Below are 24,229 nucleotides of genomic sequence, written 5' to 3' on the forward strand. Positions count from 1 at the left end.
CGCGCACGGAGGAGACCATGTCACGATCGTTCGACGACCTCGTCGCCGAGGCCGACGCCGCCTCGGTCGACGGGTGGGACTTCTCCTGGCTCGACGGCCGGGCCAGTGAGGAGCGCCCCTCCTGGCGGTTCTCGGAGTCGCTCGGGAGACGTCTGGCCGACGTCCCGTCATCGCTCGACCTCGAGACCGGCGGGGGAGAGGTGTTGGACACGGCGCCGGTGCTTCCGCCGCTGGCCGCCGCCACCGAGTCCTGGCCACCGAACCTCGCCCGAGCCGCCGCCCGCCTGCACCCGCGCGGCGTCGTCGTCGTTCGCACGGAGGAGGGGGCTCCATTGCCGTTCGCGGACGACTCGTTCGCGCTCGTGTCGAGTCGGCATCCCGTCGCCGTGGACTGGACCGACGTGGCTCGGGTGATCGCCCCGGGCGGCAGCTACCTCGCCCAGCACGTCGGACCGGCGAGCGTGTTCGAACTCGTCGAGGCCTTCCTCGGCCCACAGCCCGAAGCGGTCCGTCGCGCGCGTCATCCCGACGACGAGGCCGCCGGCGCCCGTGCCGCCGGGCTCGAGATCGTGTGCTTGCGGACCGAACGGCTGCGCATCGAGTTCCACGACGTCGGTGCGATCGTCTGGTTCCTGCGCAAGGTGATCTGGATGGTGCCCGGATTCACCTCCGCGCGGTACCTCGACCGCCTGCGGGAGCTGCACCGTTCCCTGCAGGAGGACGGCCCGTTCGTCGCGCACTCCTCCCGAACCCTCATCGAAGCACGCAAGCCCATCCGGTGACCGGGGCCCTGCCGAGGCGCCCTTCGACAGGCTCAGGGACCGCGATGGAGGAGATGATCCCCCTACGGGTGGGGCCGCTGGCATCCCGACGTAGGCTCGTCGTGACGGCGAGTGGAGGACGATCGAGTGGTGGATGTCGGCACCGGGCGGCGACCGGTCTCCCGCCTGCGCACCCGCCTGCTCGCCGGGCTCCGCTCACGCATCCTCGCGGTCTTCGCGGTGGAGCAGGACCGCCCGCCGCAGTGGACGCTCGATCTCGAGGACGGCACCGACGCGGGGTTCTTCACGCCCGACTCCGCGGCCTGGACGGTGCACGGCGGTGTCGAGACCATGGTCGCCGGCATCCGGGCGCTCCTCCTGCAGGCGGCCCACCCCGGGGCGCTCGCCGGCGTGCACGACTGGTCCCGGTACCGGGAGGACCCGCTCGGACGGCTCGACGGCACCATCCGCTGGATCTTCACCGTCACCTACGGCGACCGCGACACGGCCCGTCGGACGAGCGACTACGTGCTCAAGCTCCACGAACGCGTCGTCGGGGAATACCTCGACGCCCATGGCGTGGTGCGCCCGTACGCGGCCAACGACCCGGACCTCCTGCGCTGGGTGCACCTGGCGTTCACCGACGCCTTCCTGAGCGTGCGACAGACCTGGGGTGGCCGGATCCCCGGTGGTGCGGACGCCTATGTGGCCGACTGGGCACTCGCGGGTGAGCTCATGGGCGTCGTCGACCCGCCCCGCTCCGAGGCCGAGCTGGCCCGACAGCTGCGCGGTTACCTCGACGCGGGCGAGCTGACCGGCGGCCCGAGGGTGGACGAGACCCTGGCGTTCCTCCGGCGTCCGCCGCTCGACCGCTCGCTGCTCCCCGCCTACGGGATCCTCTTCGCGGGAGCCGTCGCGACGATCCCAGCCGAGTACCGCCGCATCCTCGGGCTCCGCACCGCGCACCTCGGTCCGATACCGCTGCCGGTCGTGACGGCGACGCGGGTCGTCCTGTGGATCGTGGGGCTCGTCCTGCACGGTGAGTCGCCGAGCCAGCGCGCGGCGCTGCGCCGGCACCGGCGCCTGGCGGACCCGGCCGCCTGAGGCCCGTCGACAGGCTCAGGGACCGGGGATGGTGGCTCAGGGGCCGGATGGTGTCTGAGGGACCGGATGGTGTCTGAGGGACCGGATGGTGTCTGAGGGACCGGAGATGGTGGCTCAGGGACCGGAGATGGTGGCTCAGGGACCGGGGGATGGTGGCTCAGGGACCGAGACGGTGGCTCGGGAGCTGGGCGGCGTCAGAGGCGGGGGACCGAGGCGAGCAGCTGGGTCGTGTACGGGTGCGAGGGCCGACTGAGGACCTTGGCGACCGGACCCTCCTCGACGATCGATCCGTCGCGCATGACAACGACCCGGTCGCAGAGATGCTGCACCACGCCGATGTCGTGCGAGACGAGCACGATCGCGAGCCCGAGCTCCTGCCGCAGCCCGCCGAGCAACTCGAGGATCTGCGCGCGGACGGTGACGTCGAGCGCGCTGAGGGGTTCGTCGCCGACGAGGAGGCGAGGGCGGTGCACGATCGCTCGCGAGAGGGCGATGCGCTGGCGTTGACCACCGGAGAACTCGTGCGGGAAGCGGTCGGCCGCGTCGGCGTCGAGACCGACGAGCCGGAGTACCGCGCGCACCTTGGAACGGTGGTCGCCGTCGATCCCGAGCGCGAAGAGCGGCTCGGCGACGATCCGCCCGATACTCATCCGCGGGTCGAGCGACGCGTACGGGTCCTGGAACACCACGCCCGTCTGGCGACGGAACCAGTGCAGACTCCTGGCGCTCGCCGCGGCGCTGACCGGACGGCCGTCGAACTCGACCGTGCCGGAGCTCGGGGCGTCGAGCGCGAGCAGGAGGCGGACGAGCGTCGACTTGCCCGACCCCGATTCACCGATGATGCCGACGGCCTCACCGGGAGCCACGACGAGGTCGCTCGGGTGGAGCGCGACAGTGCGGCTCGGGCGCTGGAAGAGCGACTCCCGCGGGTTGGTGTAGACCCGTCCGAGCCCCTGGGCGTGGAGCAGCGGCTCAGTCATCGTCCTGGCCCTTCCAGCTCATGGTCTTCGCGGCGGCCAACAGCCGCTGCGTCACGGGCGACACCGGTGTCGAGAGCAGCTGTGCGACGGGCCCGGCCTCGACGACCTTCCCCTGCGCGAGCACCACGGCGTCACTGGCGATCCGCGAGAGGACCGCGAGGTCGTGGGTGATGAAGACGAGCGACGCCCCGGTCTCGCTCACGAGACGTTCGAAGAGGCCCAGGATCTCCGACTGGATGGTGACGTCGAGCGCCGTGGTCGGTTCGTCCGCGATGAGCAGGGAGGGTCGGCAGGCGAGGGCGATGGCGGCCGCGACCCGCTGGCGTTGCCCGCCGGACAGCTGGTGCGGGTACCGCCGGACGATGCGCTCGGGGTCGGGCAGACGGACCCGCGCGGCGAGTTCGACGGCCCGGTCGAGCGCTTCCCGTTTCGACAGCCCCTCGTGGATGCGCAGTGGCTCGCCGATCTGACGTCCGATGGTGCGGATCGGGTTGAGCGCCGTCCGAGGCTCCTGGAACACGATCCCGATCTCACGCCCGCGGATCCGCGCGAGTTCGCGGTCGTCACGGCCGAGGAGTTCCTCGCCCTGCCAGCGGATGCTGCCGCTCACCGAAGCGCCGTCGGGGAGGAGTCCGAGGATCGCCAGCGCCGTCAGCGACTTCCCGGATCCGGACTCGCCGATGAGGCCGAACCGTGCGCCCGCCTGCACGCTGAAGCTCACGCCGTCGACGACCCGGCGGCCGCCGAGCGTGACCACGAGGTCCTGGACGTCGAGACTCATGCGGTCACCCCCTGGGGCGAGGTGGGGGTCGAGGCGGGTCCTCGGCGACCGAGGGTCGGATCGGTCGCATCCCGCAGGGCGTCACCCAGCAGGTTGAGGGCGAGGACGGTGATGGTAATGGCGAGCCCCGGCCACAGCACCGACAGCGGGTGCACGGCGAGGTAGGTCTGCAGCTCACTGAGCATGCGACCCCACGAGGGGACGCTGGAGGGGGCGCCGTAGCCGAGGTACGACAGGCCCGCCTCGGCGAGGACCGCGACCGCCATCGACCACGACAGCTGGACGATGAACACCGGTGCGACGTTCGGCAGGAGATGTCGTGTCAGGTTCCTCACCGGCCCGAGACCGGCGGCCTTGCCGGCGAGCACGTACTCGCTGTGCGAGACCCGGCGGATCTCGGGGCGGGTCACCCGGGCGATGTTCACGCCGAAGCTGATGCCCACCGCCCAGATGACGACCCACAGCGAGCCACCGAAGACCGAGGCGATCATCATGGCGATCAGGAGGGTCGGGAACGCGATGAGGATGTCGATCAGCACCGCGACGGTCTCCCGGACCCAGCGCCGCGTGAGTGAACCGAGGGCGGCGAGGGCGACTCCGATGACCGTCGAGACCACTGCGGAACCGATCGCGACGGCCACGGTCACTCGCGCACCGACGAGCAGCAGGCTGAAGATGTCGCGTCCGACCTCGTCCGTGCCGAGCAGATGGGCCGGCGACGGAGCCAGCCACTTCGCGAACGGGTCGGTGAGCTGGGGGTCGTACGGCGTCCAGAGGAAGGAGACGCCGGCGCTCAGGAGGAGCAGGGTGACCACGACGAGCCCGAACACGCCGGCCGGGCCGGACACGAGGGTGCGGAGTCCGCCTGATCCCGCGCGCCGAAGCGGGTGATCCTGACGAGCGGTCATGCGCTGCGCTCCCGTTCTCGGAGTCGCGGGTCCGCGAGACGGTGGACGACGTCCACGACGGCACCGATCACGAGGACCACCCCGGTGAGGACGAGGAGCTCGCCCTGCACTTTCACGAGGTCGCGGTTGCCGACGTCGGCGACGAGCATGCGCCCGATGCCGGGCAAGGTGAAGAGCTGTTCGATGATGACGCTGCCGACGATGAGCCCGGCGATCTGGAGCCCGAGCACGGTGACGACCGAGAGGGCCACGTTCGGCAGCCCATGGCGGATGAGTGCCTGCGAACGGGTCAGCCCCTTGGCCGCCGCCGTCCGGACGTAGTCCTGGCCGATCGCGTCGAGGGCGGCGGAACGGACGAAGCGCAGCAGGACCGCGCCCTCGACGACGCCGATCGTGAGTGCCGGGAGGAGGAGGGCGCGGATCGCCGCCAGCGGATCGTTCCAGCCCGCGCGCGGGAAGCCCTGCGCCGGGAGCCAACCGAGCACGACGGCGAAGAGGAGCACGAGCATCATGCCGGCCCAGACGACCGGGACGGCGGCGAGCCCCTGCGACGCGAAGGAGATGACGACGCCCGTCGCGCGGGTACGCCGGACGGCGGCCAACACCCCGAGCGGCACGCTGAACGCGAGCGCGATCACGAGCGCCATGATGCCGAGCGGGACGGTGACCTGCGCCTTCTGGGCGAGTTCGCTGGCGACGGGGGTGCCCGTGATGAGCGAGTTCCCGAGATCGCCGCGGAGCAACCCGCCGATCCAGTCGAGGTACTGCAGGAGGACGGGCTGGCCGAGTCCCAACTGTTCGCGGATAGCGGCGACCGCTTCGGGCGTCGCGTCCGTTCCGGCGATGACCTGGGCGACGTCGCCCGGCAGCACCCTGATGGTGAAGAAGATCAGGGCGCTCGCGGCGAGCAGCCCGACGAGGAGGAGCACCAGCCTCGTCAGGATGAAGCGGGTCACCCGGTCACGGCGACCTTCGCCAGGTTGATGCGCGAGTTGACCGAGTCCACGGGGAAGCCGGTCACGCCGTCGCGCACCACCGTGAGGGTGATCGCGGTGTAGAGCCAGTCGGCGGCGTTGTCCTTCGACACGAGGTACGCCGCCTCCTTGAGCTTCTGGGCTGCGACGGCCGGGTCGGTCGCCGCTACGGATTCAGCATAGAGCGACTGGACCTGCGCGTTGTCGTAGCCGAAGTAGTAGTTCGGGTTCGCCCAGTTCTGGAAGTCGCGCGCCTCGACGTGGTTCACGTAGCTGAGGTCGTAGTCCTTGTTCGTGTAGACGTCGTTGAGCCAGGTCGGGAACTCGACGCTCTTCACGGTGAGGGTGACGCCGATGGCCTTGAACTCGGACACGAGGACGTTGGCCACCGAGGTGCCGTAGAAGCTCGGGATCGTGAGCGTCAGCGACAGGTTCTCCTGGCCGGCCTGGGCGAGCAGCGCCTTCGCCTGGTCCGGGTCGTACTTCACCAGCTCGCTGAGGTTCTCGTAGCCCGGGTCGAGCTCGGGGATCGGCCCGTACTGCTCGACCGCGGCGCCGCCGACGGCCTCGACGATCGCGGCGTGGTCGATGGCGGAGCGGAGCGCCTGCCGGACGAGGGGGTCGTTCAGGGGAGCGCGCTGGTTGTTGAAGGCGAGGGTGTACTTGTCGGTCGTCTTGCCTTCGGTGATGCTGAACCCGTCGGCGCGGGTGATCTGGTCCTTGAGGTTCGCGTCGAGCGCCGTCTGCACGTCCAGTTCGCCGGCGAGGGTGGCGTTGACGGCGGAGGAGGCGTCGGGGATGTAGCTGAAGACGACCTCCTTGACCTTCGGAGCGTCGCCCCAGTACTTCGCGTTCCGGTCGAAGGTGATGCTGTCGCCCTGCTTCCAGGTCTTCAGGGTGAACGGCCCGGTGCCGTTGGCGGTCGTCGACAGGTCGTTGGTGGCGCCCGACTCCAGCACGAGTCCTGCGCGACCGGTCAGGGTCCACAACAGGTTGGAGTCGGGCGAGGTGAGCTGCAACTGCACGGTCGAGTCGTCGACGGCCGTGATCGAGGCGACCTTCTGGAGCGCCACGTTGTCGACGAAGGTCGGGTCCTGCTGCACCTGGGTGATGGAGTCGACGACGTCGGCCGCGGTCAGGGCGGCGCCGTCGTGGAAGGTCACGCCGTCGCGGAGGACGAAGGTGTAGGTGAGACCGTCGGCGCTGATGTCATGGCTCTTGGCGAGCGTGTCGACGATCTGGTTGTCCTCGGTGCGGGACACGAGGCCCTGGTAGACGTTGTCGATGAGGATCTGATCGAGCGCGGCGCCCGAGGTGGTGCGGATGTTGAGGTCGGAGGGCTCCAGGACGAGCCCGACCCGCAGGGTCGCGTCGGCGTCGGGCGTCGGCGTCGCGGCCGGGCCTGCGCAGCCGGTGAGGACGAGGGCGGCGCCGGTGACCGCGATCGCGGCGGTGAGGAGCTGACGACGCAGCTGACGATGACGCATGGAGGTCCTTTCGGGGATGCTGGAGTGGCCGGCATCTGGAGACGCACAACCGGTTCCGGGCAGCGGGCATTCCCGCCTGGGCCGCGTGAATACTGGACCGCGTCCGGAAAGCCGCATCGCTGGGGCTCCAGCGAGCGTACCCAGTCGACGTGTGTGGTGCCAGCCACGGTGTCAGGGGGCGTCACAGAGTGATCGGATCGTGATGTGCTGCGTCGCCTTGGAAGACCCTGCGCAGGGGATCGAAGTGAGCTTAGGCTCGCCTATACTGATCGCGTGAGCTATTTCGAGGATCCGGCGGAGTTCGCCGTCGCGGACGCACGCCACGTGCTGCTCGCGGGCGACGAGTCGTCGGTCGGCGAGCTGGCCGACGTCCTCGCGCTGCTCCCCATCTGCGCCCGCGGTCAGGTGTTCGTCGAGGTCGACGACGCCGCGTCGATCACCACCCTCGACTCGCCGGGACGCGTCGTCGTGACGTGGCTCGTCCGCGCAGCGCGTTCGGGGGAACCCGGAACGGGCAGCCGGTGCGCACGCGGTCAGGCCGTCGCGCGAGCGACGCGGGCCTGGGCGAGCGAGATGCTCGACGTCGACGGACACGACGCGGCCGACTACCACGTGTGGATCGGCGGCGAGACGGAGCACCTGACGGGTCTCCGGAACGACCTCAGGATGACCCTAGCGAGCATCGGTGCGCGTCAGCGCTCGAGCTCGGTCGAGCGCGCATCGCACTGACACGCCCCCGCTCCGGCACGGCACCGCACAGACGCCGCGACGCTCGTCAGCGGCGCTTCGGCAGGTAGCCTCCCGCTTCGAGACCGGCTTCGATCTCGAAGCGGTTCCGGAGCGGATCTCGACCGGCGATCGCGTACATCAGCGGGAAGAGCATGCCGTACCGCTGCCACTGCCGCTTGTGCACCGCCTCGTGTTCGAGCACCCGGGTCGACACGTTCCGGTCGGTGAGGTACACCCCGCCGACGCATGAGCCACCTCGGCCGAACGTCCACGACGGCATCCCGCGGAAGACGATCATGCCGCCCCGCCGTTCGATGGGGCCGGTGCTCCAGAGTGCGCCCCAGACGAGCCCGGTGAGCGTGGCGTACCAGTACCCGATCCGGCTCATGGGCGAGTCGAGCCACGGGCCGCCGGAACGACGGCTCCGCGGCTCGTCGACGTCGCCGGGACGGGTCACGCACCGCTCCGGTCGGTCTCGAGGAGTCGCAGCCAGATCTCGCTCATCGTCGGGTAGGACGGCACCGCGTGCCAGAGGCGGTGCAGCGGCACCTCGCCGACGACGGCGATCGTCGCGGCGTGGACGAGTTCGGCGACGTCCTGACCCACGAAGGTCATCCCGATGATCACGCTGCGCTCCTCGTCGACGACCATCCTCGCCTGTCCGGTGTAGCCGTCGGCGTGGAGGCTCGAGCCCGCGATGCCACCGAGGTCGTAGTCGACCACCCGGTGGGCGATCCCCGCCGCCTCGGCCTGCGCGGCCGTGAGTCCGACGGCTGCGACCTCGGGCTCGGAGAAGACGACCTGCGGCACGGCACGGTGGTCGGCGGTCGCCGCGTGGTCGCTCCACGGGCTGGTGTCGACGTCCTCGCCGTTCGCCCGTGCTGCGATGACCGCTCCAGCGGCGCGTGCCTGGTACTTGCCCTGGTGCGTCAGGAGCGCCCGGTGGTTGACGTCGCCGACGGCGTAGAGCCAGTCGCTGCCGTGAGCGAGGAGCTGATCGTCGACCTCGATCCAGGCACCCGGTTCCAGGCCGACGGTCTCGAGCCCGAGGTCGTCCGTCCGGGGCGTCCGGCCGGTGGCCACGACGAGTTCCGCCGTCGTCACCGCGTCCCGGTCGTCGAACTCGAGCGTGACGGCGCCGTCGGCGGCCCGGGAGACGGCGGTGGGGGAGGCGTGCACGATCGTCACGCCGAGTTCACGCAGGGAGGACTCGACGAGCTCGCCGGCGAACGGCTCGGTGTTGCCGAGCAGGCCGCTGCGGGCGACGAGCGTGACGTCGACCCCGAGCGAGCGGTAGGCGGTCGCGAGCTCGACGGCGACGACGCCGCCACCGAGGAAGGCGACGGACTCCGGCAGGGTCTGGACGCTCGTGGCCTCGCGGCTCGTCCACGGCTCCACCGCCGACAGTCCGGGGATGTCGGGAAGGAGCGCCGCGGAGCCGGTGCAGACCGCGACGGCGTGCGTCGCCGTGAGCACCGTCGTCGAGCCGTCGGCGGCCGTCACGGTGACCTCGCGCTCGCCGGTCAGGCGACCGTGCCCACGCACCAGCTCGATGCCGGCGCCCTCGAGCCACTCGACCTGGCCGTCGTCCGACCAGTCGCTCGTGAACGAGTCCCGTCGCGCGAGGACCTTGAGCGGATCGAGCGCGGTGTCCTCGGGGATTGCTCCCCCCGTGCGCTTGGCGGCCCGCAGGGCGGCTCCCGAGCGGATGAGGGCCTTGGACGGCATGCAGGCCCAGTAGGAGCACTCACCGCCGACCAGTTCGCTCTCGACGATGACGACGCTCAGACCGCCCTTGTGGGCGTAGTCGGCGACGTTCTCGCCGACGGGTCCGGCTCCGATGACGACGAGATCGACGGTACGGCTCATGGGGTGACTCCTGTCGGGTTGATGCTGTCGGGTTTCGGTTCGCGACTGATCGCGCCGATGATGCGGAGGATGGTGCCGAGGTCGTCGGCTGCGGCGTCGGGGGAGCCGGGCGAGAAGCCCGTGACCCCGGCCCCGGCGAAGCCGAACCGTGCCCGGAGGGCGGTGATGCAGTCGAGCAGGGTGCCGAGTTCGAGACCGAAGGGGACGGCCGAGCTGACGCCGGCGATGACCGCGGGGTCGAGGACGTCGACGTCCACGTGCAGGTAGACGCGGTCGGCGCCCGTCGCCTCGACGGCCGCGACCACCTCGGCGGCGCTCGTCATCACCGAGGAGACCATGGGGATGCCACGCTCCTCGATGTGGGCGAGTTCACCGTCGTCGAGGTCGCGCACCCCCACGAGGACGAGCCGGGCGGGATCGAGCGGGGCCTCGGGCAGGAGCATCGCGGCGCCTTCGCCGGTCAGTGCCCGGGCGACCATGCCGCTGAACGACCCGGACGGCGAGCTGAGCGGGGTGTTGAGGTCGCCATGGGCGTCGAACCAGACGACGGCGATGCCGGGGTCGCGTCGGAGGGCCTCGCCGACCGAAGCGAGTTCGACGCCGCAGTCCCCACCGATGGTGATGACGGGCTCGTCGATCCCGACGAGTGCCTGCCGTTGGAGTTCCGCGGTCGTCACGAGGGAACTGGCGCGCCGGATGTCGGTGTCGAGGGCCTCGCCGGCCTCGGTCGGCACGTGGACGAGTGTCGTGGCCGCCGTGGGCAGGTCGCCACGGATCGCCTCGGCTCCATCGATCAACTGCATGGCCCTGGACGAGCCGGAGCCCTGCCACTGGGGGACGACGACGAACTTCGTCATGCGGTGCCTTCCTGGAGATGGTGCGAGGGGGCGAGGGCGACGGGCCCTCGGGCTGTCCCGAGGGCCCGTCGGATCGGCACTACTGGCCGGCGTTGGGGGTGTATTCGGGGCCGGAGGACTCGATCGCGGGCGACGCGGAACCGCCGCCCTTCAGCGCGGCGAGGCGGGCCTCGACCTCGGTCAGCTCGCCGAGGTCCTCGAGGTCGTTGAACTGCGCGTCGAGACTCGAGGCGACGAGCTCCTGCTGGCCGAGCACCTTCGCCTCCTCGCGACGGATCTTGTCCTCGTAGCGGCTGAGGTCGCTCGTCGGATCCATGATGTCGATGCTGCCGACCGCGTCCGCGACCTTGCGCTGCGCCTCGGCGCTCTTGGCCCGGGCGACCAGCTCGCTGCGCTTCGTCTTCAGCTGCTCGAGCTTCGTCTTCATGCCGTTGAGGCCGTTCTTCAGCTGCTCGACGACCTTCGTCTGGGACGCCAGCTGCGGCTCGGCCTGCTTGGCCTCGTTCTCGGCGCCGATCTGGCGCTGGAGCGCGATCTTCGCGAGGTTGTCGAACTTGTCGGCGTCCGCAGCGTTGCCCGCCTGACGGTATTCGTCGGCCTTGCGACTCGCGGCCAGCGCCTTGGTGCCCCACTCGGAGGCCGCCTCGACGTCCTGCTGGTGGTCCTGCTCGAGGAGCCGGAGGTTGCCGATCGTCTCGGCGATCGCGCTCTCGGCGTCGGCGATCGAGTTCGTGTAGTCCCGGACCATCTGGTCGAGCATCTTCTGCGGGTCCTCGGCGGAGTCGAGCAGCGCGTTGATGTTGGCCTTGGTCAGCTGGGCGATGCGTCCGAAGATGGACTGCTTCTCTGCCATGGTGTGGTTCCTCTCTCGTGTCCTGCTGGGTCGTGTCGGTCGGTGTCTGGTGATGAGATGGGTGGTGCAGCGGATCAGAAGCGACCGCCGCCGCGTCGGGATCGGGTGCCGCCGCCACCGAAGCTGCCGGCGCTGCGTGAGCGACCGGAGCCGCCGCCGAACATGCCGCCGCTCGATCCGCCGCCGCCGAACATGCCGCCGCCGGAACGGGACCCGCCGCCGAGGACGGAGTTGATCAGGATGCCGCCGAGGACCGCACCGAGCATCCCGTTGCCGCCCTGCTGACCCTGGCCGCCGCCGAACATGCCGCCGAGTCCGCCCGCCGACTGGCTCTGGAACTGCCCGAGGTCGGCCTGGGCGAGCTGCACCGCTTGGCTCGCGAGCGAGTTGGCGCGCTGGGCGAGGGGGAGCGCCTGCGTCGGGTCGGTGGCGGCGAGGCCCTGGGCCTGCACGAGGGTTCGGCCGGCCTCGGCGAGGCGCGTCCGGGCCTCCGGGCCGACGGCTCCGCGCCGCGAGACGATGAAGTCCTCTGCAGCCGACACCTGCGCGCCCGCCGTCTGCAGGGTCTGTCCGAGGGCGGCCGCGGCGCGTTGTCGCTGCTCCGCCGCGGTGCGCACCCCCTGGAGAGCACCGTCGATCTGCGTGTTCGCCGCATCCAAGCGGGCGAGGAGGGCGATCGGGTTGTTCGGTGCGCCGAGCGCGCCGCGCACCTGGGAGACCGTCGCGGTGGTGCTCGCGACCGCTGCGGCGAGGGTGCCGGTCGGGTCGGATTGGCCGCCCGCCGCGGCGACGTCCCCGTCCAATTCGGCCAGTCTGGCGGCGAGGTGCTGCTCGGCGGTCGTCAGATCCGCCTGCAGCCGCTTCACGGCCCCGGTGAGCTGGGTGGCCTGGTCGAGCGCTTCCTCCGCGGCGCGGATGCCGACGGCGGCCTCGCCCGAGTCTCCGGCGGCGAGCCGCGCAGCTGCGTCCGAGATCGCCGCAGTGGCGAAGGCGAGTCGCTCGGTCGCCTCCGCCGGGTTGTCGATCACGGTGATGAGGGCGTCGGGGCTGTAGCGCGTCTGCAGGGCGTGCACCGCGTCTTGCGCGGCCGTCACCGTCGGTCCGGCTGCGGCCGCCCTGGCTCGCAGCTCCTCGACCGCCGCGGGCGCGTTCTTCTCGAGCGCGCGGAGCTCGTCGAACGAGGCGGCCTGTTCGTCGAGTACGTGGTTCGCGTGCTCGCAGAGCCGGATGATCTGGAGGTTCCATTCGCGTTGTTGCTGCTCCGTGTCCGGCTCGGCGTCGTCGAGCCGCTGCTTGAGTGCGAAGGCCTGCGAGAGGTCGTCCTTCGCTCCGGCGAGGGCAGCGGTGAACGCGGCCGTGGCCGGTTCGCCGTAGGAGGCGGTCGCGAAGCCGAGCTCCTCCTCGCTCGTCCGGACCGCGTCGTCGGTCTGGACGAGCGCACTGCCGGCGAGTCGTTCGAGCTCGGGGATCGGGGCGATGGTCAGCGGGTCGACCGGCGCCCCCTGCCGGCCCGCGGTCACCGCGCCGTCGCCGTTCGCAGCGCGGCGCCGGCGGAGGAAGACGACCAGGATGACGACGGCCACGACAGCGACGACCACGATCAGCAGGATGGTCAGCCACCCGGTCGAGCCACCTGATCCGCTACCGGTGCCCCCGATCGACCCGCCGCCGACGGCGGCACCCAGGCCTTCGGCGGCAGCGACGCCGGCGCCGGTCCAGTCGTCATCACGCAGCTGCGGCAGGATCCGCTGCTGCTCGATCTCGGTCAGCTGGTCACCGCTCACCGGTCCGCTGGAGTCGCCGGAGAGGTAGTAGGCGCGGTCCTCGGTCGCCACGGCCAGCAGGTACTGGTTCGGTCCGAGGTTGTTGTCCTTCGCGGTCTGGTTCGCCCAGGACTCGGCGTCACTCGGGTCGGTGAAGGTCGGCACGTAGACCACCCAGAGGTCGACGCCGTGATCCGCGGCCAGCTCGTCGACGGCCGTCGTGATCTCGGTGACCTCGCCGCTGCTGAGGACATCTGCGCTGTCGGACACGCGCCCGGCCCCGAGCTGCACCGGGCTCTCCGCCCAGGCGGTGGTGGCTCCCACTCCGAGGAGCACGGCCACGCAGCAGGCCCAGATCGATACCGCCCAGCGAACCCGCATCGGCCACCTCGTCACTCGTTCGGACCATGGAGCCCCACCCCGCGGCTCGGTTCCGAGTCTAGGTCCGGGCCCTCGACATCTCTACAGCGGGCTCCCAGCGAGCGTGCCGAACCACAGCTGTGCTATACGGCGGTGACCGGGCTCCACTGACGCCCACCGGGACTCTGTTACCGACCGTGACGCGGTAGCTCGCGCGAGGGCATCCGCCCGGTGAGACTGGTGGAGTCACCTCACGGAACGCCTGGAAGGAGCATCATGCAAGGACACGTCTCACCCATGCTGGCGCTCGTCGAGGTCACCAGGTTCCGTGAGGACGACCAGGCGTACCACGAGTACGTGCAGATCCTCGTCGGACGGACCATCGCCGCCGCCGAACGGGCAGGCTGGCGCGTGACCCGGTTGGCCGCGCACGACCTCGGCACCGATGCGCTCCTCGCCTCGACCGACGGGGCCTCCGCCGTCGTCATCATGGGCGGAGCCGACATCGATCCCGCCCAGTACGGCGGCACCACCGGCTACCGCGCCGAGGGCCAGCACTTCCCCGAGGCCGACCGCGCCCAGCTGGCGGTCGCCCGTCGCGCCGCCGAGCGTGGCACGCCGCTGCTCGGGATCTGCCGCGGTCACCAGATCATCAACGTCGCCCTCGGCGGGACGCTCGTGCAGGACCTCGGTGAGCACAGCGCCCACCGCAACGAGGGCGTCCCGGTCGATGAGAGCATGACCCCGCACGAGGTCGAGCTCGACCCCTCGAGCGCCCTCGCGTTCCGACTCGGCGCCCGTCACCTCCAGGTGCAGAGCGCCCACCACCAGTCGGTCGGCGAGCTCGGCGAGGGTCTGCGTGCCGTCGCCTGGGCCTCCGACGGCACCGTCGAGGCGATCGAGCACCGCACCCTGCCGATCACGGGCGTGCAGTGGCACCCGGAGGACCCGGGCACCGTGGACGACCAGCTCGGGCTCCTGCTCGGCGGTCTCGCCCGCGAGGCCGAGCGCGCCGCAGCCTGAGTACCGGCGCGGTTCGCAATTCAGGACGATCTCGGAGTGTCGTCGGCCCGAGGCGGCAGGTGCCGCCGCCACGCCGCGGTGATCCTGAGTTGTGAACGGTGCTGTCGTAGCGTTGACGGGTGTTCGAAGACAGGTACGGTCAGGACGTCCTCGCGGGGGACTGGCGGAAGAAGAACCGCGTGGTGGCCCGTGAAGTCGAGGCGGTGACCGACCTCGTGGTCGAGGAACTCGGCGGCTTCTGCGGCGCGATCACGCGCGTCGAGGCGAAGACGGTCGAGCTCGAGGACTACCGCGGCAAGCGGCGCGTGTTCCCGATGGGGGCGGGGTTCCTCCTCGAGGGTGAGCCCGTCGTCCTCGTCGTGCCGAAGCGTGCACCGACCGGGCGGGCGCGCACCGCTTCCGGCTCCTTCGCGGTGGAGACGACCGCTCGGGTGGCTCGCGCGAGCCGGATCTTCGTCGAGGGTCGCCACGACGCGGAACTCGTCGAGCGGGTCTGGGGCGACGACCTCCGCGTGGAGGGCGTCGTCGTCGAATACCTCGCGGGCGTCGACCACCTCGACGCCGCGCTCGCCGAATTCCGGCCGGGCCCCGACCGTCGTGTCGGCGTCCTCGTCGACCATCTGGTCCCCGGCTCGAAGGAGCAGCGGATCGCCGACGCCGTCATGGCCGGACCGAACGGCCGGAACGTCCTCATCGTCGGGCACCCGTACGTCGACGTCTGGCAGGCCGTGAAGCCCGCCAGGGTCGGCCTGCGCGAGTGGCCGACCATACCTCGCTCCGTCGAGTGGAAGAAGGGCATCTGCCAGGCCTTCGGCTGGCCGCACGACTCGCAGGCCGACATCGCCCGTGCCTGGAAGCGCATCCTCGGTCAGGTCCGGACCTTCAACGACCTCGAGCCGGAGCTCCTCGGTCGCGTCGAGCAGCTCATCGACTTCGTCACCGTCGACTGACCCGTTCGTCGGTTGCGCCAGCGCGGTGCGCTGACGTCACCGCGGGGCACAGCCGCGAGCGCGCCCCTCTGGAGACCCGCGCTCACGCGCGCGGGCCGCGCCCGCGCCGATTCGGGCGGGTTCGCGTGAGCGCACCGCGTTGGCGGAAGGCCCCAGCGCGCAGAGACCCGCGCTCGCGTCAGCGCACCGCGCTGGCCGGTGAGTTCCGTGCGCAGAGACCCGCGCTCGCGTCAGCGCACCGCGCTGGCGACCTGACCCAGGGCGTCCTCGAGGACGGACACCGCGTCGCGGAGGAGCTCGTCGGACATGACCGCGCTCGGAAGGAGTCGCAGCACCGAGTCCCAGGAGCCGGCGTCGAGCACGAGCACACCCTGGGCGATCGCCGCGTCGATGACGGTCTGCAGTGCCGTGGGGTGCGGTTGCTTCGTGCCGGGGACGACGAACTCGACGCCGGCCATCGCACCGATGATCCGGATCTCGCCGACGATGTCGAAGCGCTCGGCCCAGTCACCCATGAGCGATCGCAGGGTCGCCTCCACCCGACGGGCCTCGCCCAACAGGTCCTCGCGCTCGATGACCTCGAACGTCGCGAGCGCGGCCGCCGTGGACACCGGGTTGCCGCCGAAGGTGCCGCCGATGCCACCGGGCTGGACGGCGTCCATGATCTCGGCGCGCCCGGTCACGGCCGACAGCGGGAAGCCGCCGGCGATGCCCTTGGCGCTCGTGATGAGATCGGGCACGACACCGTGGTGCTCGATCGAGTACCAGGCGCCGGTGCGTCCGATGCCGGCCTGGATCTCGTCGGCGACGAACACGATCCCGTTCTCGGTGCACCATTCGCTGATGCGCGCGAAGTAGCCGGGCGCGGGGATGACGATGCCGCCGTCGCCGAGGACCGGTTCGGCGAAGAACGCGGCGACCTCACTCGCACCGATGTGCCGTTCGATGTAGTCGATCGTCACTTCGGCAGCCGCCGGTCCGTCGAGCCCGTCGCGGAAGGGGTAGGAGAGCGGGACACTGTAGATCTCACCCGGGAACGGGCCGAACCCGAGGCGCTCGGGCGCCGGCCGGTAGGTCATCGCCATCGTCAGGTTCGTGCGTCCGTGGAAGGCGTGGTCGAGGGCCACGATCGCGCGGCGACCGGTGTACTTCTTCGCGATCTTCACCGCGTTCTCGACGGCCTCGGCACCGGAGTTCAGGAGGATCGAGCGCTTCTCGAAGTCGCCCGGCGTGATCTCGGACAGTTTCTCAGCGACGCGCAGATAGTTCTCGTACGGCGTCACGGTGAAGAGCGTGTGCGTGAGCTTCGTGGCCTGCTCGGCTGCTGCCGCGGCGACGTCGGGGTTGGCGTGTCCGATGGTCGTGACGCCGATGCCCGTTCCGAGGTCGATGATGTGGTTGCCGTCGACGTCCACGAGGATGCCGCCGGAGCCGTGGTCCATCCAGACCGGCGCGAGGTTGCCGGCACCGCGCGACACCGCCCGGCGGCGCCGTTCCGTGAGGGCGAGCGATCGGGGGCCGGGGATGGCGGTCACGAGCTGGCGTTCCTGGGGCACGGAGTAGTCGATGGTCATGCAAGCCATGGTAGGCGCGCGTCCTCCGAGGATGCCGGGGGTCGGCGGAGCGTCGCCGACGATTCCACGACATCTGGCGGTTGACTGGTGTTCACCAACCGTCCATGCGCGCTGCCTACCGTTGGCGGCGCTGAACAGCCGGACGACAGGGGATCGCGTATGGACGCCGACACCAGCACCGCCCTCCTCATCGAGCGGCAGCCCGCGCTGCTCGGTGGCGTGCGCGCACCGGCCGAACGCACCCTCCTCGACATCTTCCGTGACGTCGCCGAGTCGCATCCCGAGGCCTCGGCGATCGAGGACGCGGAGGGCGCGCTCAGCTACCGCGAGCTCGTCCTCAGTGCCGAGCGGGTCGCGGCCGGGCTGTTCGCCGCCGGGGTCCGCCGCGGTGACCGGGTCGGTGTCCGGATCGCCTCGGGCACCCGCGACCTCTACCTCGGGATCCTCGGGATCCTGTTCACCGGAGCGGCCTACGTCCCCGTCGACGCCGACGACCCGGAGGAGCGGGCACGACTCGTGTTCGGTGAGGCGGCCGTCGTCGGCGTGCTGGTCGACGGCGGTGTCTTCGAGCGCTCGCGCCGCGGAACGGAGGACCCGGCCGATGACGACGCCGACCCCGACCGGGTGCAACTCGCGACGGGCGCGGCACCCCACCCGGGCACCCGGGCGATCCCGGTCCTCGAACCAGCGCGACCGGGCGACGACTCCTGGATCATCTTCACCTCCGGCTCGACGGGCACGCCGAAGGGCGTCGCCGTCTCGCACCGCTCTGCAGCCGCGTTCGTCGACGCCGAGGCGCGGCTCTTCCTCCAGGCGGAACCGCTCGGCCCCGGTGATCGTGTGTTGGCCGGCCTGTCCGTCGCCTTCGACGCGTCGTGCGAGGAGATGTGGCTCGCCTGGGGACACGGCGCATGCCTGGTCCCGGCGCCGCGCTCGCTCGTCCGCAGCGGCATGGACCTCGGACCCTGGCTCACCGCGAAGGGCATCACCGTGGTGTCGACGGTGCCCACGCTGGCGGCGATGTGGCCCGCCGAATCCCTCGAGAACATCCGCATGCTCATCTTCGGCGGCGAGGCCTGCCCGCCGGAGCTCGCCGCGCGGCTGGCCGTGGACGGCCGAGAGGTCTGGAACACCTACGGACCGACCGAGGCCACCGTCGTCGCTTGCGCCGCGCTGCTGACCGGCGAGCAGCCCGTGCGGATCGGGCTGCCACTCGACGGGTGGGACCTCGCCGTGGTCGACGCCGAGGGCGTCCCGGTCGAGGAGGGCGGCGTCGGCGAACTCATCATCGGCGGCGTCGGACTCGCCCGGTACCTCGACCCAGCCAAGGACGCCGAACGGTATGCGCCCATGCCGAGCATCGGGTGGTCGCGGGCGTACCGGAGCGGCGACCTCGTCCGCTACGAGGCCGCAGGACTCGTGTTCCAGGGGCGCGCGGACGATCAGGTGAAGATCGGCGGTCGGCGCGTGGAACTCGGGGAGATCGAGGCCGCCCTGCAGGCGCTGCCGGGCGTCTCGGGTGCGGCAGCAGCCGTCCAGCGCACCGCCGCCGGGAACGCCGTCCTCGTCGGGTACCTCGCGGTGCCCGACCGCGACGGGTTCTCCCTCGAGCGGGCGCTCGACACCCTCCGTGAGCAGCTCCCGGCACCGCTCGTCCCGCTCCTCGCGGTCGTCGGCGAGCTGCCCACCCGCACCTCCGGCAAGGTCGACCGAGCCGCGCTGCCGTGGCCGCTCGACGCCGCCGACGGGGAGGACGCCTCGACCCTGTCGGGCACCGCCGCGTGGCTCGCCGAGCAGTGGACGGCCGTCCTCGGGGTCCGAGTCACGGCCGAGAGCGACAACTTCTTCAGCCTGGGCGGCGGGAGCCTGGCGGCAGCGCAGCTCGTCTCGCTCATCCGCACCCGCGATGCCGAGTTCACCGTCGCCGACATCTACGGCCACCCCCGACTCGGCGCGATGGCCGCCGAACTCGACGGTCGACGCCCCGAGCGTCGCAGTCGGGCTGCCGTCGCGGACCCCGTGCTCCCGACGCCGCTCGCGACCCAGTGGGCACAGACCCTCCTGGGTGTCCCGCTCCTCATCCTCGTCGGACTCCGTTGGCTCGTGTACCTGCTCGCCGGCAGTCGGGTCCTCGGCCTCGTCGCGGACGTCCCGTACCTCCCCATGGTCTCCTGGTGGTGGATCGCCCTCGGGTTCCTCGTGGTCATCACCCCGATCGGACGCATGGCGATCTCCGTCGTCGCGGCGAAGCTCCTCCTCGTCGGCGTCCGCCCGGGCGACTACCCGCGCGGTGGCTCGGTCCATGTGCGGCTCTGGCTCGCCGAACGCGTCGCCGACACGGTCGGCGCGGTGAGTCTCGCCGGTGCCCCGTGGATTTCGAGCTACGCCAGGGCGCTCGGCGCGAAGATCGGTGCCGACGTGGACCTCCACAGCGTGCCGCCCGTCACCGGGTTCCTCACCGTCGGGGCGCGCGCATCGATCGAGCCCGAGGTCGACCTCCGCGGCTATTGGGTCGACGGCGACACGCTCCGACTCGGCCACGTCCACATCGGCGCGGAGAGCACGGTCGGCGCTCGCAGCACCCTGCTCGCCGGCACCCGGATCGGCAAGCGTGCCGAGATCGCTCCGGGATCCTCCGTCTTCGGCCGGGTCCCCTCCGGACACCTGTGGTCGGGGTCGCCCGCCGTCCGCGTCGGCAAGGCGAAACCGGTCTGGCCGACCGAGCGACCCCCGCGTCGCCGACGCTGGCTGTTCGCGTACGGCGCGGGATCGGCGCTGCTGTCGGTGCTGCCGTTCCTCGCCTTCGTGCTGGCGGCGGCGGTCGTGGCGGCGGGCGCGTCCGGCGCGACCAGCCTGCTCGACTTCTCTTGGCGCGCGCTCCTCTGGGTGCCCGTCGCCACCCTCGTGTGGTTCGTGGTCCTGGCGATCAGCACGATCGGCCTGGTCCGGCTGCTCGGCCTCGGTCTCAGCGAGGGCTACTTCCCGGTGCGCAGTCGGGTCGGTTGGCAGGTGTGGGCCACGGAGCGGCTCCTGGACGCCGCGCGCACCCTCCTCTTCCCGCTCTACGCCAGCCTCTTCACGCCCGTCTGGCTCCGCCTGCTCGGGGCGAAGGTCGGGCGCAACGTGGAGGCCTCGACGGTGCTCCTCCTCCCGCGGATGACGACCGTCGGCGACGGCGCGTTCCTCGCGGACGACACGATGGTGGCCTCCTACGAGCTCGGCGGCGGGTGGATGCGGATCGCCGGTGCGTCCGTCGGCAAGCGCGCCTTCCTCGGCAACTCCGGCATGGCGGGCCCCGGCATGCACGTGCCGAAGAACGGCCTCGTCGCCGTGCTGTCGGCCGCACCGCGGAAAGCCAAGTCCGGCTCGTCCTGGCTCGGGAGCCCGCCGATGCGACTCCGGCGGCAGGTGTCCGACGCCGATCTCGACCGGACCTACGACCCGCCGCTCCGGCTCCGGATCGCCCGCGCGCTGTGGGAGCTCTGCCGCATCGTCCCCGTCATGGTGACGACCGGCATCGCGCTCCTGGTGCTCCTCGCGCTCGCCTGGTTCGCCGACACCTGGGGTCTCGGTGTCGCGATCGCCGTCAGCGGAGCCGTGCTCCTGGCGGCCGGCGCGGTCGCGGCGGGGATCACGACCGTCGCCAAGTGGGTGATCGTCGGACCGATCCGCACGGGGGAGCACCCGCTCTGGTCCTCGTTCATCTGGCGCAACGAGGTGTCCGACACCTTCGTCGAGATGGTCGCGGCGCCCTGGTTCGCGGCACCCGCCACCGGCACCCCCGCCCTCACCTGGTGGTTGCGCTCGCTCGGCGCCCGCATCGGTCGTGGGGTCTGGTGCGAGAGCTACTGGCTGCCGGAGGCCGACCTCGTCCGACTCGGCGACGGCGCGACGGTCAACCGGGGCTGCGTTGTGCAAACGCACCTGTTCCATGATCGAATCATGAGTATGGATCAGGTCGAACTCGCATCGGGCGCCACGCTCGGGCCGCACAGCGTCATCCTTCCCGGGGCGCGGATCGACGACGATGCGACGGTCGGACCGGCCTCGCTCGTCATGCGCGGCGAACGCGTCCCGGCCGGCACCCGGTGGAGCGGCAACCCGATCGGCCCGTGGCGCGAGGTGACGACGGCGGAGTACCGGGAGCCCCAGGTCGCGTCCTGATGGGGGAGGCTCTCGCCCGTCTGCGGAGCGCAGGCGACCCCTACACGCCCTCCAGCGGGAATCGTGGCTACCGCGTCGTCCGGTACGAGCTGGATCTCGACTACGACGTCGACCGCAACGCCCTGTCCGCCACGGCTCGGCTCACCGCCGTCGCGACGGAGGAGCTCACACGGTTCTCGCTCGACCTCGCCGCGCTGCGCGTCACCCGTGTCCAGGTCGACGGGGCCGAGGCGAAGCGGACGCACGGCTCGGGCAAGCTCACGCTGACGCCCCGGAACACCATCGCGGCCGGCGCCGAGTTCTCCGTGCTCGTCCGGTACTCGGGTGCGCCCCGTCCCGTGCGCAGCCCCTGGGGCGAGATCGGCTGGGAGGAACTCGAGGACGGCGTCATCGTGGCGTCCCAGCCGTGCGGTGCGTCCAGTTGGTTCCCCTGCAACGACCACCCCTCGGACAAGTCGTCCTATCGGATCAGTGTCACGGCGTCGTCGGCGTACACGGTCGTCGCCCCCGGGGAGCTGGTGTCGCGGGTCGCCCGCGCGAGCCGGACCACGTGGGTCTACGAGCAGCCCGAACCGATGGCCGCCTACCTCGCGACGGTGCAGATCGGCCGGTACCAGCGGCTCGCCGTCAGCGCTCGGGTCGCGACGAGCACGGTGCCCGTCGTCGCACACCTGCCACGCGACCTCACCGCGCGGTTCCGGCACGACTTCGCCGAGCAGGTCGACATGCTGGCATGCTTCGAGCGCGCCTTCGGGCCCTACCCCTTCGGCAGCTACGGCGTCGTCGTCACGGACGACGTGCTGGAGATCCCGCTCGAGGCGCAGGGGATGAGCGTGTTCGGCCGCAACCACGTCGACGGCGTCAGCGGTTCGGAGCGGTTGATCGCGCACGAGCTCGCCCACCAGTGGTTCGGGAACAGCCTGACGATCGCCACCTGGCGCGACATCTGGTTGCACGAGGGCTTCGCCTGCTACGCCGAGTGGCTGTGGTCGGAGGAGTCCGGGGCCGAGAGCGCCGACGCCTGTGCCCGGGCGCACTACGCGGCGCTCCGACGTGCACCGCAGGACCTCGTCGTCGGCGATCCGGGACCCGAGGACATGTTCGACGACCGGGTCTACAAGCGGGGCGCGATCGCCCTGCACGCCGTACGCCGGCTGCTCGGCGACGAGGCCTTCTTCGACCTCCTGCGTGACTGGGTGGCGTCCTTCCGGCACTCGAGCGTGTCGACGGACGACTTCGTCCGGACGGCCGATCGACATGCGCCGGCTCCGGTCGAGCCGCTCCTCGACGCGTGGCTGTTCCAGGAGGCGCTCCCGCCGTTCCCCGTCGGCTGAACCGGGTCAGGGGAGCATGAGGGCCGTCGCGACGACGAATCCCGGCGCACGCTCCGGGTGGTCGATGACGAAGTGGTGGCCGGCGGTCTCGGTGACGCGCGGTCCGGCATCCGGCCCGAGGTCGATCGTCGCGGGATCGGTCGTGAGGCCCGTACCGAGAGCCTTCGTCACGGCCTCCTTCGCCGTCCAGCGCTCGGCGAGCGCCCGCAGGCGTCGTCGGTCCGGCAGCCGCTGCCACTGCTCCCGTTCCGCGGGGGTGAGGGCGACGTCCTCGACCCCGGTGAACCGGGCCGCGTCGATCCGTTCGACGTCGACACCGACGGGGTGCTCGGTCGACACCGCCACCGCTGAGGCGTCGGTGGTGTGGGAGACGCTCACGTGGACGGTCCGGCCTTCCGCGCGCACCCGTGGTCGTCCGTGCGCGAGACCGCAGTCCGGGCAGACCGCCGTGACCTCGATCCGCTCGGAGTCGGTACCGATCGTCTCCGCGACGGTGCGCAGGAGCAGTGCACGACCGAACAGGAACCGCCGGGCCGAGGTCGCGGAGGAGGTGTCCAGGCGGTCTCGGGCGGGCGCGTCCAGCAGGGCGGCCGTGCCGGCGAGGTCGAGCTCGACGGCGCTGGCCCAGCGCAGGAGGCGGACCGTCGGCAGCGGCAGGGGATCGGCTCGGTGCATGGCCCCCGCGTCCCGGAGTCGGAGCGATGCGAAGCAGGACCTCGCGAGATGGTGATGGTGCCCTCGACTGGATTCGAACCAGCGACTTCTTCCTCCGGAGGGAAGCGCTCTTCCGCTGAGCTACGAAGGCGGAACACCTCCAAGCTACCAGAGTCGGGACCCACGCCGGTACCGGAGGCGTGCGGGCTCGGTGTCGCCCATCGCGTGGAACAATGAGGACATGCAGCGCACCCTGACCGCGTCGCTCGATCTGCGGGTGCATGATCGAGCCGACCTCATCTTCTCCATCGCTGCAGCCGGCGGCACCCCGCTGGCGAGCGAGCGACTGCAGGTGCACTCCTCGGACGGCCCGTGCGCCGTGACCGAGATCGCGGGTCCGGACGACACACGACTCCACCGGGTCATCGCCGAGCCCGGCCGATTGCAGGTCGACTACGAGGCGGTGGTCGTCGGGCAGGCCGTGCCGCGTCCCGTGGACGCCTTGGAGACGGTGACGTACCTCCGTCCCAGCCGGTACTGCGAGTCGGACGCGCTGTTCTCGCTCGCGCGTTCCGAGCTCGGTTACCTGCTCGAGCACCGTCGTCTGCACGAGGACGGCACGGTCTCCGGCGGTCTGCAGGTGCTGCCATGGGTGGCGGCCTGGGTCGGACGACACCTCTCCTACGTCTCCGGCTCCACGACCGTGTCGGACAGTGCGGTGTCGACCCTGGCCGCGGGGCGTGGCGTGTGCCGGGACTTCGCACACCTGACCATTGCGATGCTGCGGGCGCTCGACATCCCGGCCCGGTACGCCGCGGTCTACGCCCCGGGTCTCGTGCCCATGGACTTCCACGCGGTCGCCGAGGGCTTCGTCGACGGCGCCTGGCATGTGGTCGACGCGACGGGTCTGGCACCGCGCCAGTCCCTCGTCCGCATCGCCACCGGACGCGACGCGGCGGACGTGGCCTGGTTGAGCAACCACCACGGCAACGTGACCGTCGAAGACATGCGGATCGACGCCCTGATCGACGTCCTGCCCGCCGACGACCCGGCGCAGGCGGTCGTGCTCGCCTGACGGTCACCCCGAGGACCACCGTGTCGCTG

Annotated in this window: 20 protein-coding genes and 1 tRNA gene; 8 read left to right on the forward strand and 13 right to left on the reverse strand. The window is 71.3% G+C overall.

Annotated features, from left to right (window positions below):
* The first annotated feature begins 17 nt into the window (after positions 1 to 17).
* Together HOW07_RS15460 and HOW07_RS15465 are read left to right on the forward strand one after the other, a co-directional pair.
* A complete protein-coding gene (locus HOW07_RS15460; RefSeq protein WP_175117765.1) occupies positions 18 to 782 on the forward strand; it encodes an SAM-dependent methyltransferase in 765 nt (254 codons plus the stop codon).
* A 129-nt stretch (positions 783 to 911) separates the two neighbouring features.
* Positions 912 to 1,865, forward strand: a complete 954-nt coding sequence (locus HOW07_RS15465; protein ID WP_314139609.1) for an oxygenase MpaB family protein — start codon at positions 912 to 914, stop codon at positions 1,863 to 1,865.
* Between the two features lie 194 nt (positions 1,866 to 2,059).
* On the opposite strand, the gene HOW07_RS15470 is transcribed toward HOW07_RS15465, so the two are convergent.
* Genes HOW07_RS15470 through HOW07_RS15490 form a run of 5 tightly spaced genes read right to left on the reverse strand, consistent with a single transcriptional unit; the run spans position 2,060 to position 6,995 of the window.
* A complete protein-coding gene (locus HOW07_RS15470; protein ID WP_175117766.1) occupies positions 2,060 to 2,845 on the reverse strand; it encodes an ABC transporter ATP-binding protein in 786 nt (261 codons plus the stop codon).
* Complete coding sequence (locus HOW07_RS15475) at positions 2,838 to 3,626, reverse strand: ABC transporter ATP-binding protein (RefSeq protein ID WP_175117767.1); 789 nt, start codon at positions 3,624 to 3,626, stop codon at positions 2,838 to 2,840. The genes HOW07_RS15470 and HOW07_RS15475 overlap by 8 nt, the downstream gene beginning before the upstream one ends.
* Positions 3,623 to 4,534 (reverse strand): ABC transporter permease, encoded by a 912-nt coding sequence (locus HOW07_RS15480; RefSeq protein ID WP_121291830.1) that lies wholly within the window; start codon positions 4,532 to 4,534, stop codon positions 3,623 to 3,625. The genes HOW07_RS15475 and HOW07_RS15480 overlap by 4 nt, the downstream gene beginning before the upstream one ends.
* On the reverse strand, positions 4,531 to 5,490 hold the full coding sequence (locus HOW07_RS15485) for an ABC transporter permease (protein WP_079002777.1): 960 nt from the start codon (positions 5,488 to 5,490) through the stop codon (positions 4,531 to 4,533). The genes HOW07_RS15480 and HOW07_RS15485 overlap by 4 nt, the downstream gene beginning before the upstream one ends.
* Complete coding sequence (locus tag HOW07_RS15490; RefSeq protein ID WP_071262450.1) at positions 5,487 to 6,995, reverse strand: ABC transporter substrate-binding protein; 1,509 nt, start codon at positions 6,993 to 6,995, stop codon at positions 5,487 to 5,489. Before HOW07_RS15490 ends, HOW07_RS15485 begins: the two co-directional genes overlap by 4 nt.
* A 273-nt stretch (positions 6,996 to 7,268) precedes the next feature.
* On the opposite strand from HOW07_RS15490, the gene HOW07_RS15495 reads away from it, so the two are divergent.
* Entirely contained in the window at positions 7,269 to 7,724 is a 456-nt protein-coding gene (locus HOW07_RS15495) for an SIP domain-containing protein (protein ID WP_175117768.1), read from the forward strand.
* A gap of 46 nt (positions 7,725 to 7,770) precedes the next feature.
* Here HOW07_RS15495 and HOW07_RS15500 read toward each other — a convergent pair whose 3' ends face one another.
* From HOW07_RS15500 to HOW07_RS15520, 5 genes are all read right to left on the reverse strand, one after another.
* Positions 7,771 to 8,112, reverse strand: coding sequence for a Fe-S oxidoreductase (locus tag HOW07_RS15500; protein WP_175117867.1), 342 nt, complete (start codon positions 8,110 to 8,112; stop codon positions 7,771 to 7,773).
* Between the two features lie 65 nt (positions 8,113 to 8,177).
* On the reverse strand, positions 8,178 to 9,593 hold the full coding sequence (locus tag HOW07_RS15505; RefSeq protein WP_175117769.1) for an NAD(P)/FAD-dependent oxidoreductase: 1,416 nt from the start codon (positions 9,591 to 9,593) through the stop codon (positions 8,178 to 8,180).
* Positions 9,590 to 10,450 carry an arginase family protein gene (locus HOW07_RS15510; protein ID WP_121291826.1) on the reverse strand — a complete coding sequence of 287 codons (861 nt, stop codon included), beginning with the start codon at positions 10,448 to 10,450 and terminating at the stop codon, positions 9,590 to 9,592. Before HOW07_RS15510 ends, HOW07_RS15505 begins: the two co-directional genes overlap by 4 nt.
* A 79-nt stretch (positions 10,451 to 10,529) precedes the next feature.
* Positions 10,530 to 11,303: a PspA/IM30 family protein gene (locus HOW07_RS15515; protein ID WP_175117770.1), complete on the reverse strand. Its 774-nt coding sequence runs from the start codon at positions 11,301 to 11,303 to the stop codon at positions 10,530 to 10,532.
* A gap of 74 nt (positions 11,304 to 11,377) precedes the next feature.
* A complete protein-coding gene (locus HOW07_RS15520) occupies positions 11,378 to 13,447 on the reverse strand; it encodes a TPM domain-containing protein (protein WP_175117771.1) in 2,070 nt (689 codons plus the stop codon).
* Between the two features lie 255 nt (positions 13,448 to 13,702).
* Between HOW07_RS15520 and HOW07_RS15525 the strand changes: the two genes are divergently transcribed.
* Both HOW07_RS15525 and HOW07_RS15530 read left to right on the forward strand, forming a co-directional pair.
* Positions 13,703 to 14,449 carry a gamma-glutamyl-gamma-aminobutyrate hydrolase family protein gene (locus HOW07_RS15525; protein WP_064295286.1) on the forward strand — a complete coding sequence of 249 codons (747 nt, stop codon included), beginning with the start codon at positions 13,703 to 13,705 and terminating at the stop codon, positions 14,447 to 14,449.
* A 119-nt stretch (positions 14,450 to 14,568) separates the two neighbouring features.
* On the forward strand, positions 14,569 to 15,399 hold the full coding sequence (locus HOW07_RS15530; RefSeq protein ID WP_175117772.1) for a DUF3097 domain-containing protein: 831 nt from the start codon (positions 14,569 to 14,571) through the stop codon (positions 15,397 to 15,399).
* 230 nt (positions 15,400 to 15,629) lie between these two features.
* Here HOW07_RS15530 and HOW07_RS15535 read toward each other — a convergent pair whose 3' ends face one another.
* Complete coding sequence (locus HOW07_RS15535; protein WP_371743697.1) at positions 15,630 to 16,973, reverse strand: aminotransferase class III-fold pyridoxal phosphate-dependent enzyme; 1,344 nt, start codon at positions 16,971 to 16,973, stop codon at positions 15,630 to 15,632.
* A 159-nt stretch (positions 16,974 to 17,132) separates the two neighbouring features.
* Here HOW07_RS15535 and HOW07_RS15540 point away from each other — a divergent pair, with 159 nt between their 5' ends.
* Both HOW07_RS15540 and HOW07_RS15545 read left to right on the forward strand, forming a co-directional pair.
* Positions 17,133 to 21,137 carry a Pls/PosA family non-ribosomal peptide synthetase gene (locus tag HOW07_RS15540; RefSeq protein ID WP_175117774.1) on the forward strand — a complete coding sequence of 1,335 codons (4,005 nt, stop codon included), beginning with the start codon at positions 17,133 to 17,135 and terminating at the stop codon, positions 21,135 to 21,137.
* Entirely contained in the window at positions 21,137 to 22,471 is a 1,335-nt protein-coding gene (locus HOW07_RS15545) for a M1 family metallopeptidase (RefSeq protein ID WP_175117775.1), read from the forward strand. The genes HOW07_RS15540 and HOW07_RS15545 overlap by 1 nt, the downstream gene beginning before the upstream one ends.
* Positions 22,472 to 22,477: 6 nt before the next feature.
* Here HOW07_RS15545 and HOW07_RS15550 read toward each other — a convergent pair whose 3' ends face one another.
* Both HOW07_RS15550 and HOW07_RS15555 read right to left on the reverse strand, forming a co-directional pair.
* Positions 22,478 to 23,146, reverse strand: coding sequence for a 4'-phosphopantetheinyl transferase superfamily protein (locus HOW07_RS15550; protein WP_175117776.1), 669 nt, complete (start codon positions 23,144 to 23,146; stop codon positions 22,478 to 22,480).
* 55 nt (positions 23,147 to 23,201) lie between these two features.
* Positions 23,202 to 23,276 (reverse strand) — tRNA-Arg (locus tag HOW07_RS15555).
* A 90-nt stretch (positions 23,277 to 23,366) separates the two neighbouring features.
* Between HOW07_RS15555 and HOW07_RS15560 the strand changes: the two genes are divergently transcribed.
* Positions 23,367 to 24,200 carry a transglutaminase family protein gene (locus HOW07_RS15560; protein ID WP_071262441.1) on the forward strand — a complete coding sequence of 278 codons (834 nt, stop codon included), beginning with the start codon at positions 23,367 to 23,369 and terminating at the stop codon, positions 24,198 to 24,200.
* Positions 24,201 to 24,229 lie beyond the last annotated feature (29 nt).

It is taken from the genome of Plantibacter sp. MCCC 1A11337 (genome assembly GCF_013349365.1).
Taxonomy (GTDB): domain Bacteria; phylum Actinomycetota; class Actinomycetes; order Actinomycetales; family Microbacteriaceae; genus Plantibacter; species Plantibacter flavus_A.

Excerpts from the sequence above, each read along its gene's own strand:
- HOW07_RS15505 (WP_175117769.1), bottom strand. The coding sequence starts at position 9,593 with ATGAGCCGTACCGTCGATCTCGTCGTCATCGGAGCCGGACCCGTCGGC.
- HOW07_RS15475 (WP_175117767.1), bottom strand. The coding sequence starts at position 3,626 with ATGAGTCTCGACGTCCAGGACCTCGTGGTCACGCTCGGCGGCCGCCGG.
- HOW07_RS15545 (WP_175117775.1), top strand. The coding sequence starts at position 21,137 with ATGGGGGAGGCTCTCGCCCGTCTGCGGAGCGCAGGCGACCCCTACACG.
- HOW07_RS15490 (WP_071262450.1), bottom strand. The coding sequence starts at position 6,995 with ATGCGTCATCGTCAGCTGCGTCGTCAGCTCCTCACCGCCGCGATCGCG.
- HOW07_RS15460 (WP_175117765.1), top strand. The coding sequence starts at position 18 with ATGTCACGATCGTTCGACGACCTCGTCGCCGAGGCCGACGCCGCCTCG.
- HOW07_RS15515 (WP_175117770.1), bottom strand. The coding sequence starts at position 11,303 with ATGGCAGAGAAGCAGTCCATCTTCGGACGCATCGCCCAGCTGACCAAG.
- HOW07_RS15510 (WP_121291826.1), bottom strand. The coding sequence starts at position 10,450 with ATGACGAAGTTCGTCGTCGTCCCCCAGTGGCAGGGCTCCGGCTCGTCC.
- HOW07_RS15480 (WP_121291830.1), bottom strand. The coding sequence starts at position 4,534 with ATGACCGCTCGTCAGGATCACCCGCTTCGGCGCGCGGGATCAGGCGGA.
- HOW07_RS15525 (WP_064295286.1), top strand. The coding sequence starts at position 13,703 with ATGCAAGGACACGTCTCACCCATGCTGGCGCTCGTCGAGGTCACCAGG.
- HOW07_RS15470 (WP_175117766.1), bottom strand. The coding sequence starts at position 2,845 with ATGACTGAGCCGCTGCTCCACGCCCAGGGGCTCGGACGGGTCTACACC.
- HOW07_RS15500 (WP_175117867.1), bottom strand. The coding sequence starts at position 8,112 with ATGAGCCGGATCGGGTACTGGTACGCCACGCTCACCGGGCTCGTCTGG.
- HOW07_RS15535 (WP_371743697.1), bottom strand. The coding sequence starts at position 16,973 with ATGACCATCGACTACTCCGTGCCCCAGGAACGCCAGCTCGTGACCGCC.
- HOW07_RS15550 (WP_175117776.1), bottom strand. The coding sequence starts at position 23,146 with ATGCACCGAGCCGATCCCCTGCCGCTGCCGACGGTCCGCCTCCTGCGC.
- HOW07_RS15540 (WP_175117774.1), top strand. The coding sequence starts at position 17,133 with ATGGACGCCGACACCAGCACCGCCCTCCTCATCGAGCGGCAGCCCGCG.
- HOW07_RS15560 (WP_071262441.1), top strand. The coding sequence starts at position 23,367 with ATGCAGCGCACCCTGACCGCGTCGCTCGATCTGCGGGTGCATGATCGA.
- HOW07_RS15520 (WP_175117771.1), bottom strand. The coding sequence starts at position 13,447 with ATGCGGGTTCGCTGGGCGGTATCGATCTGGGCCTGCTGCGTGGCCGTG.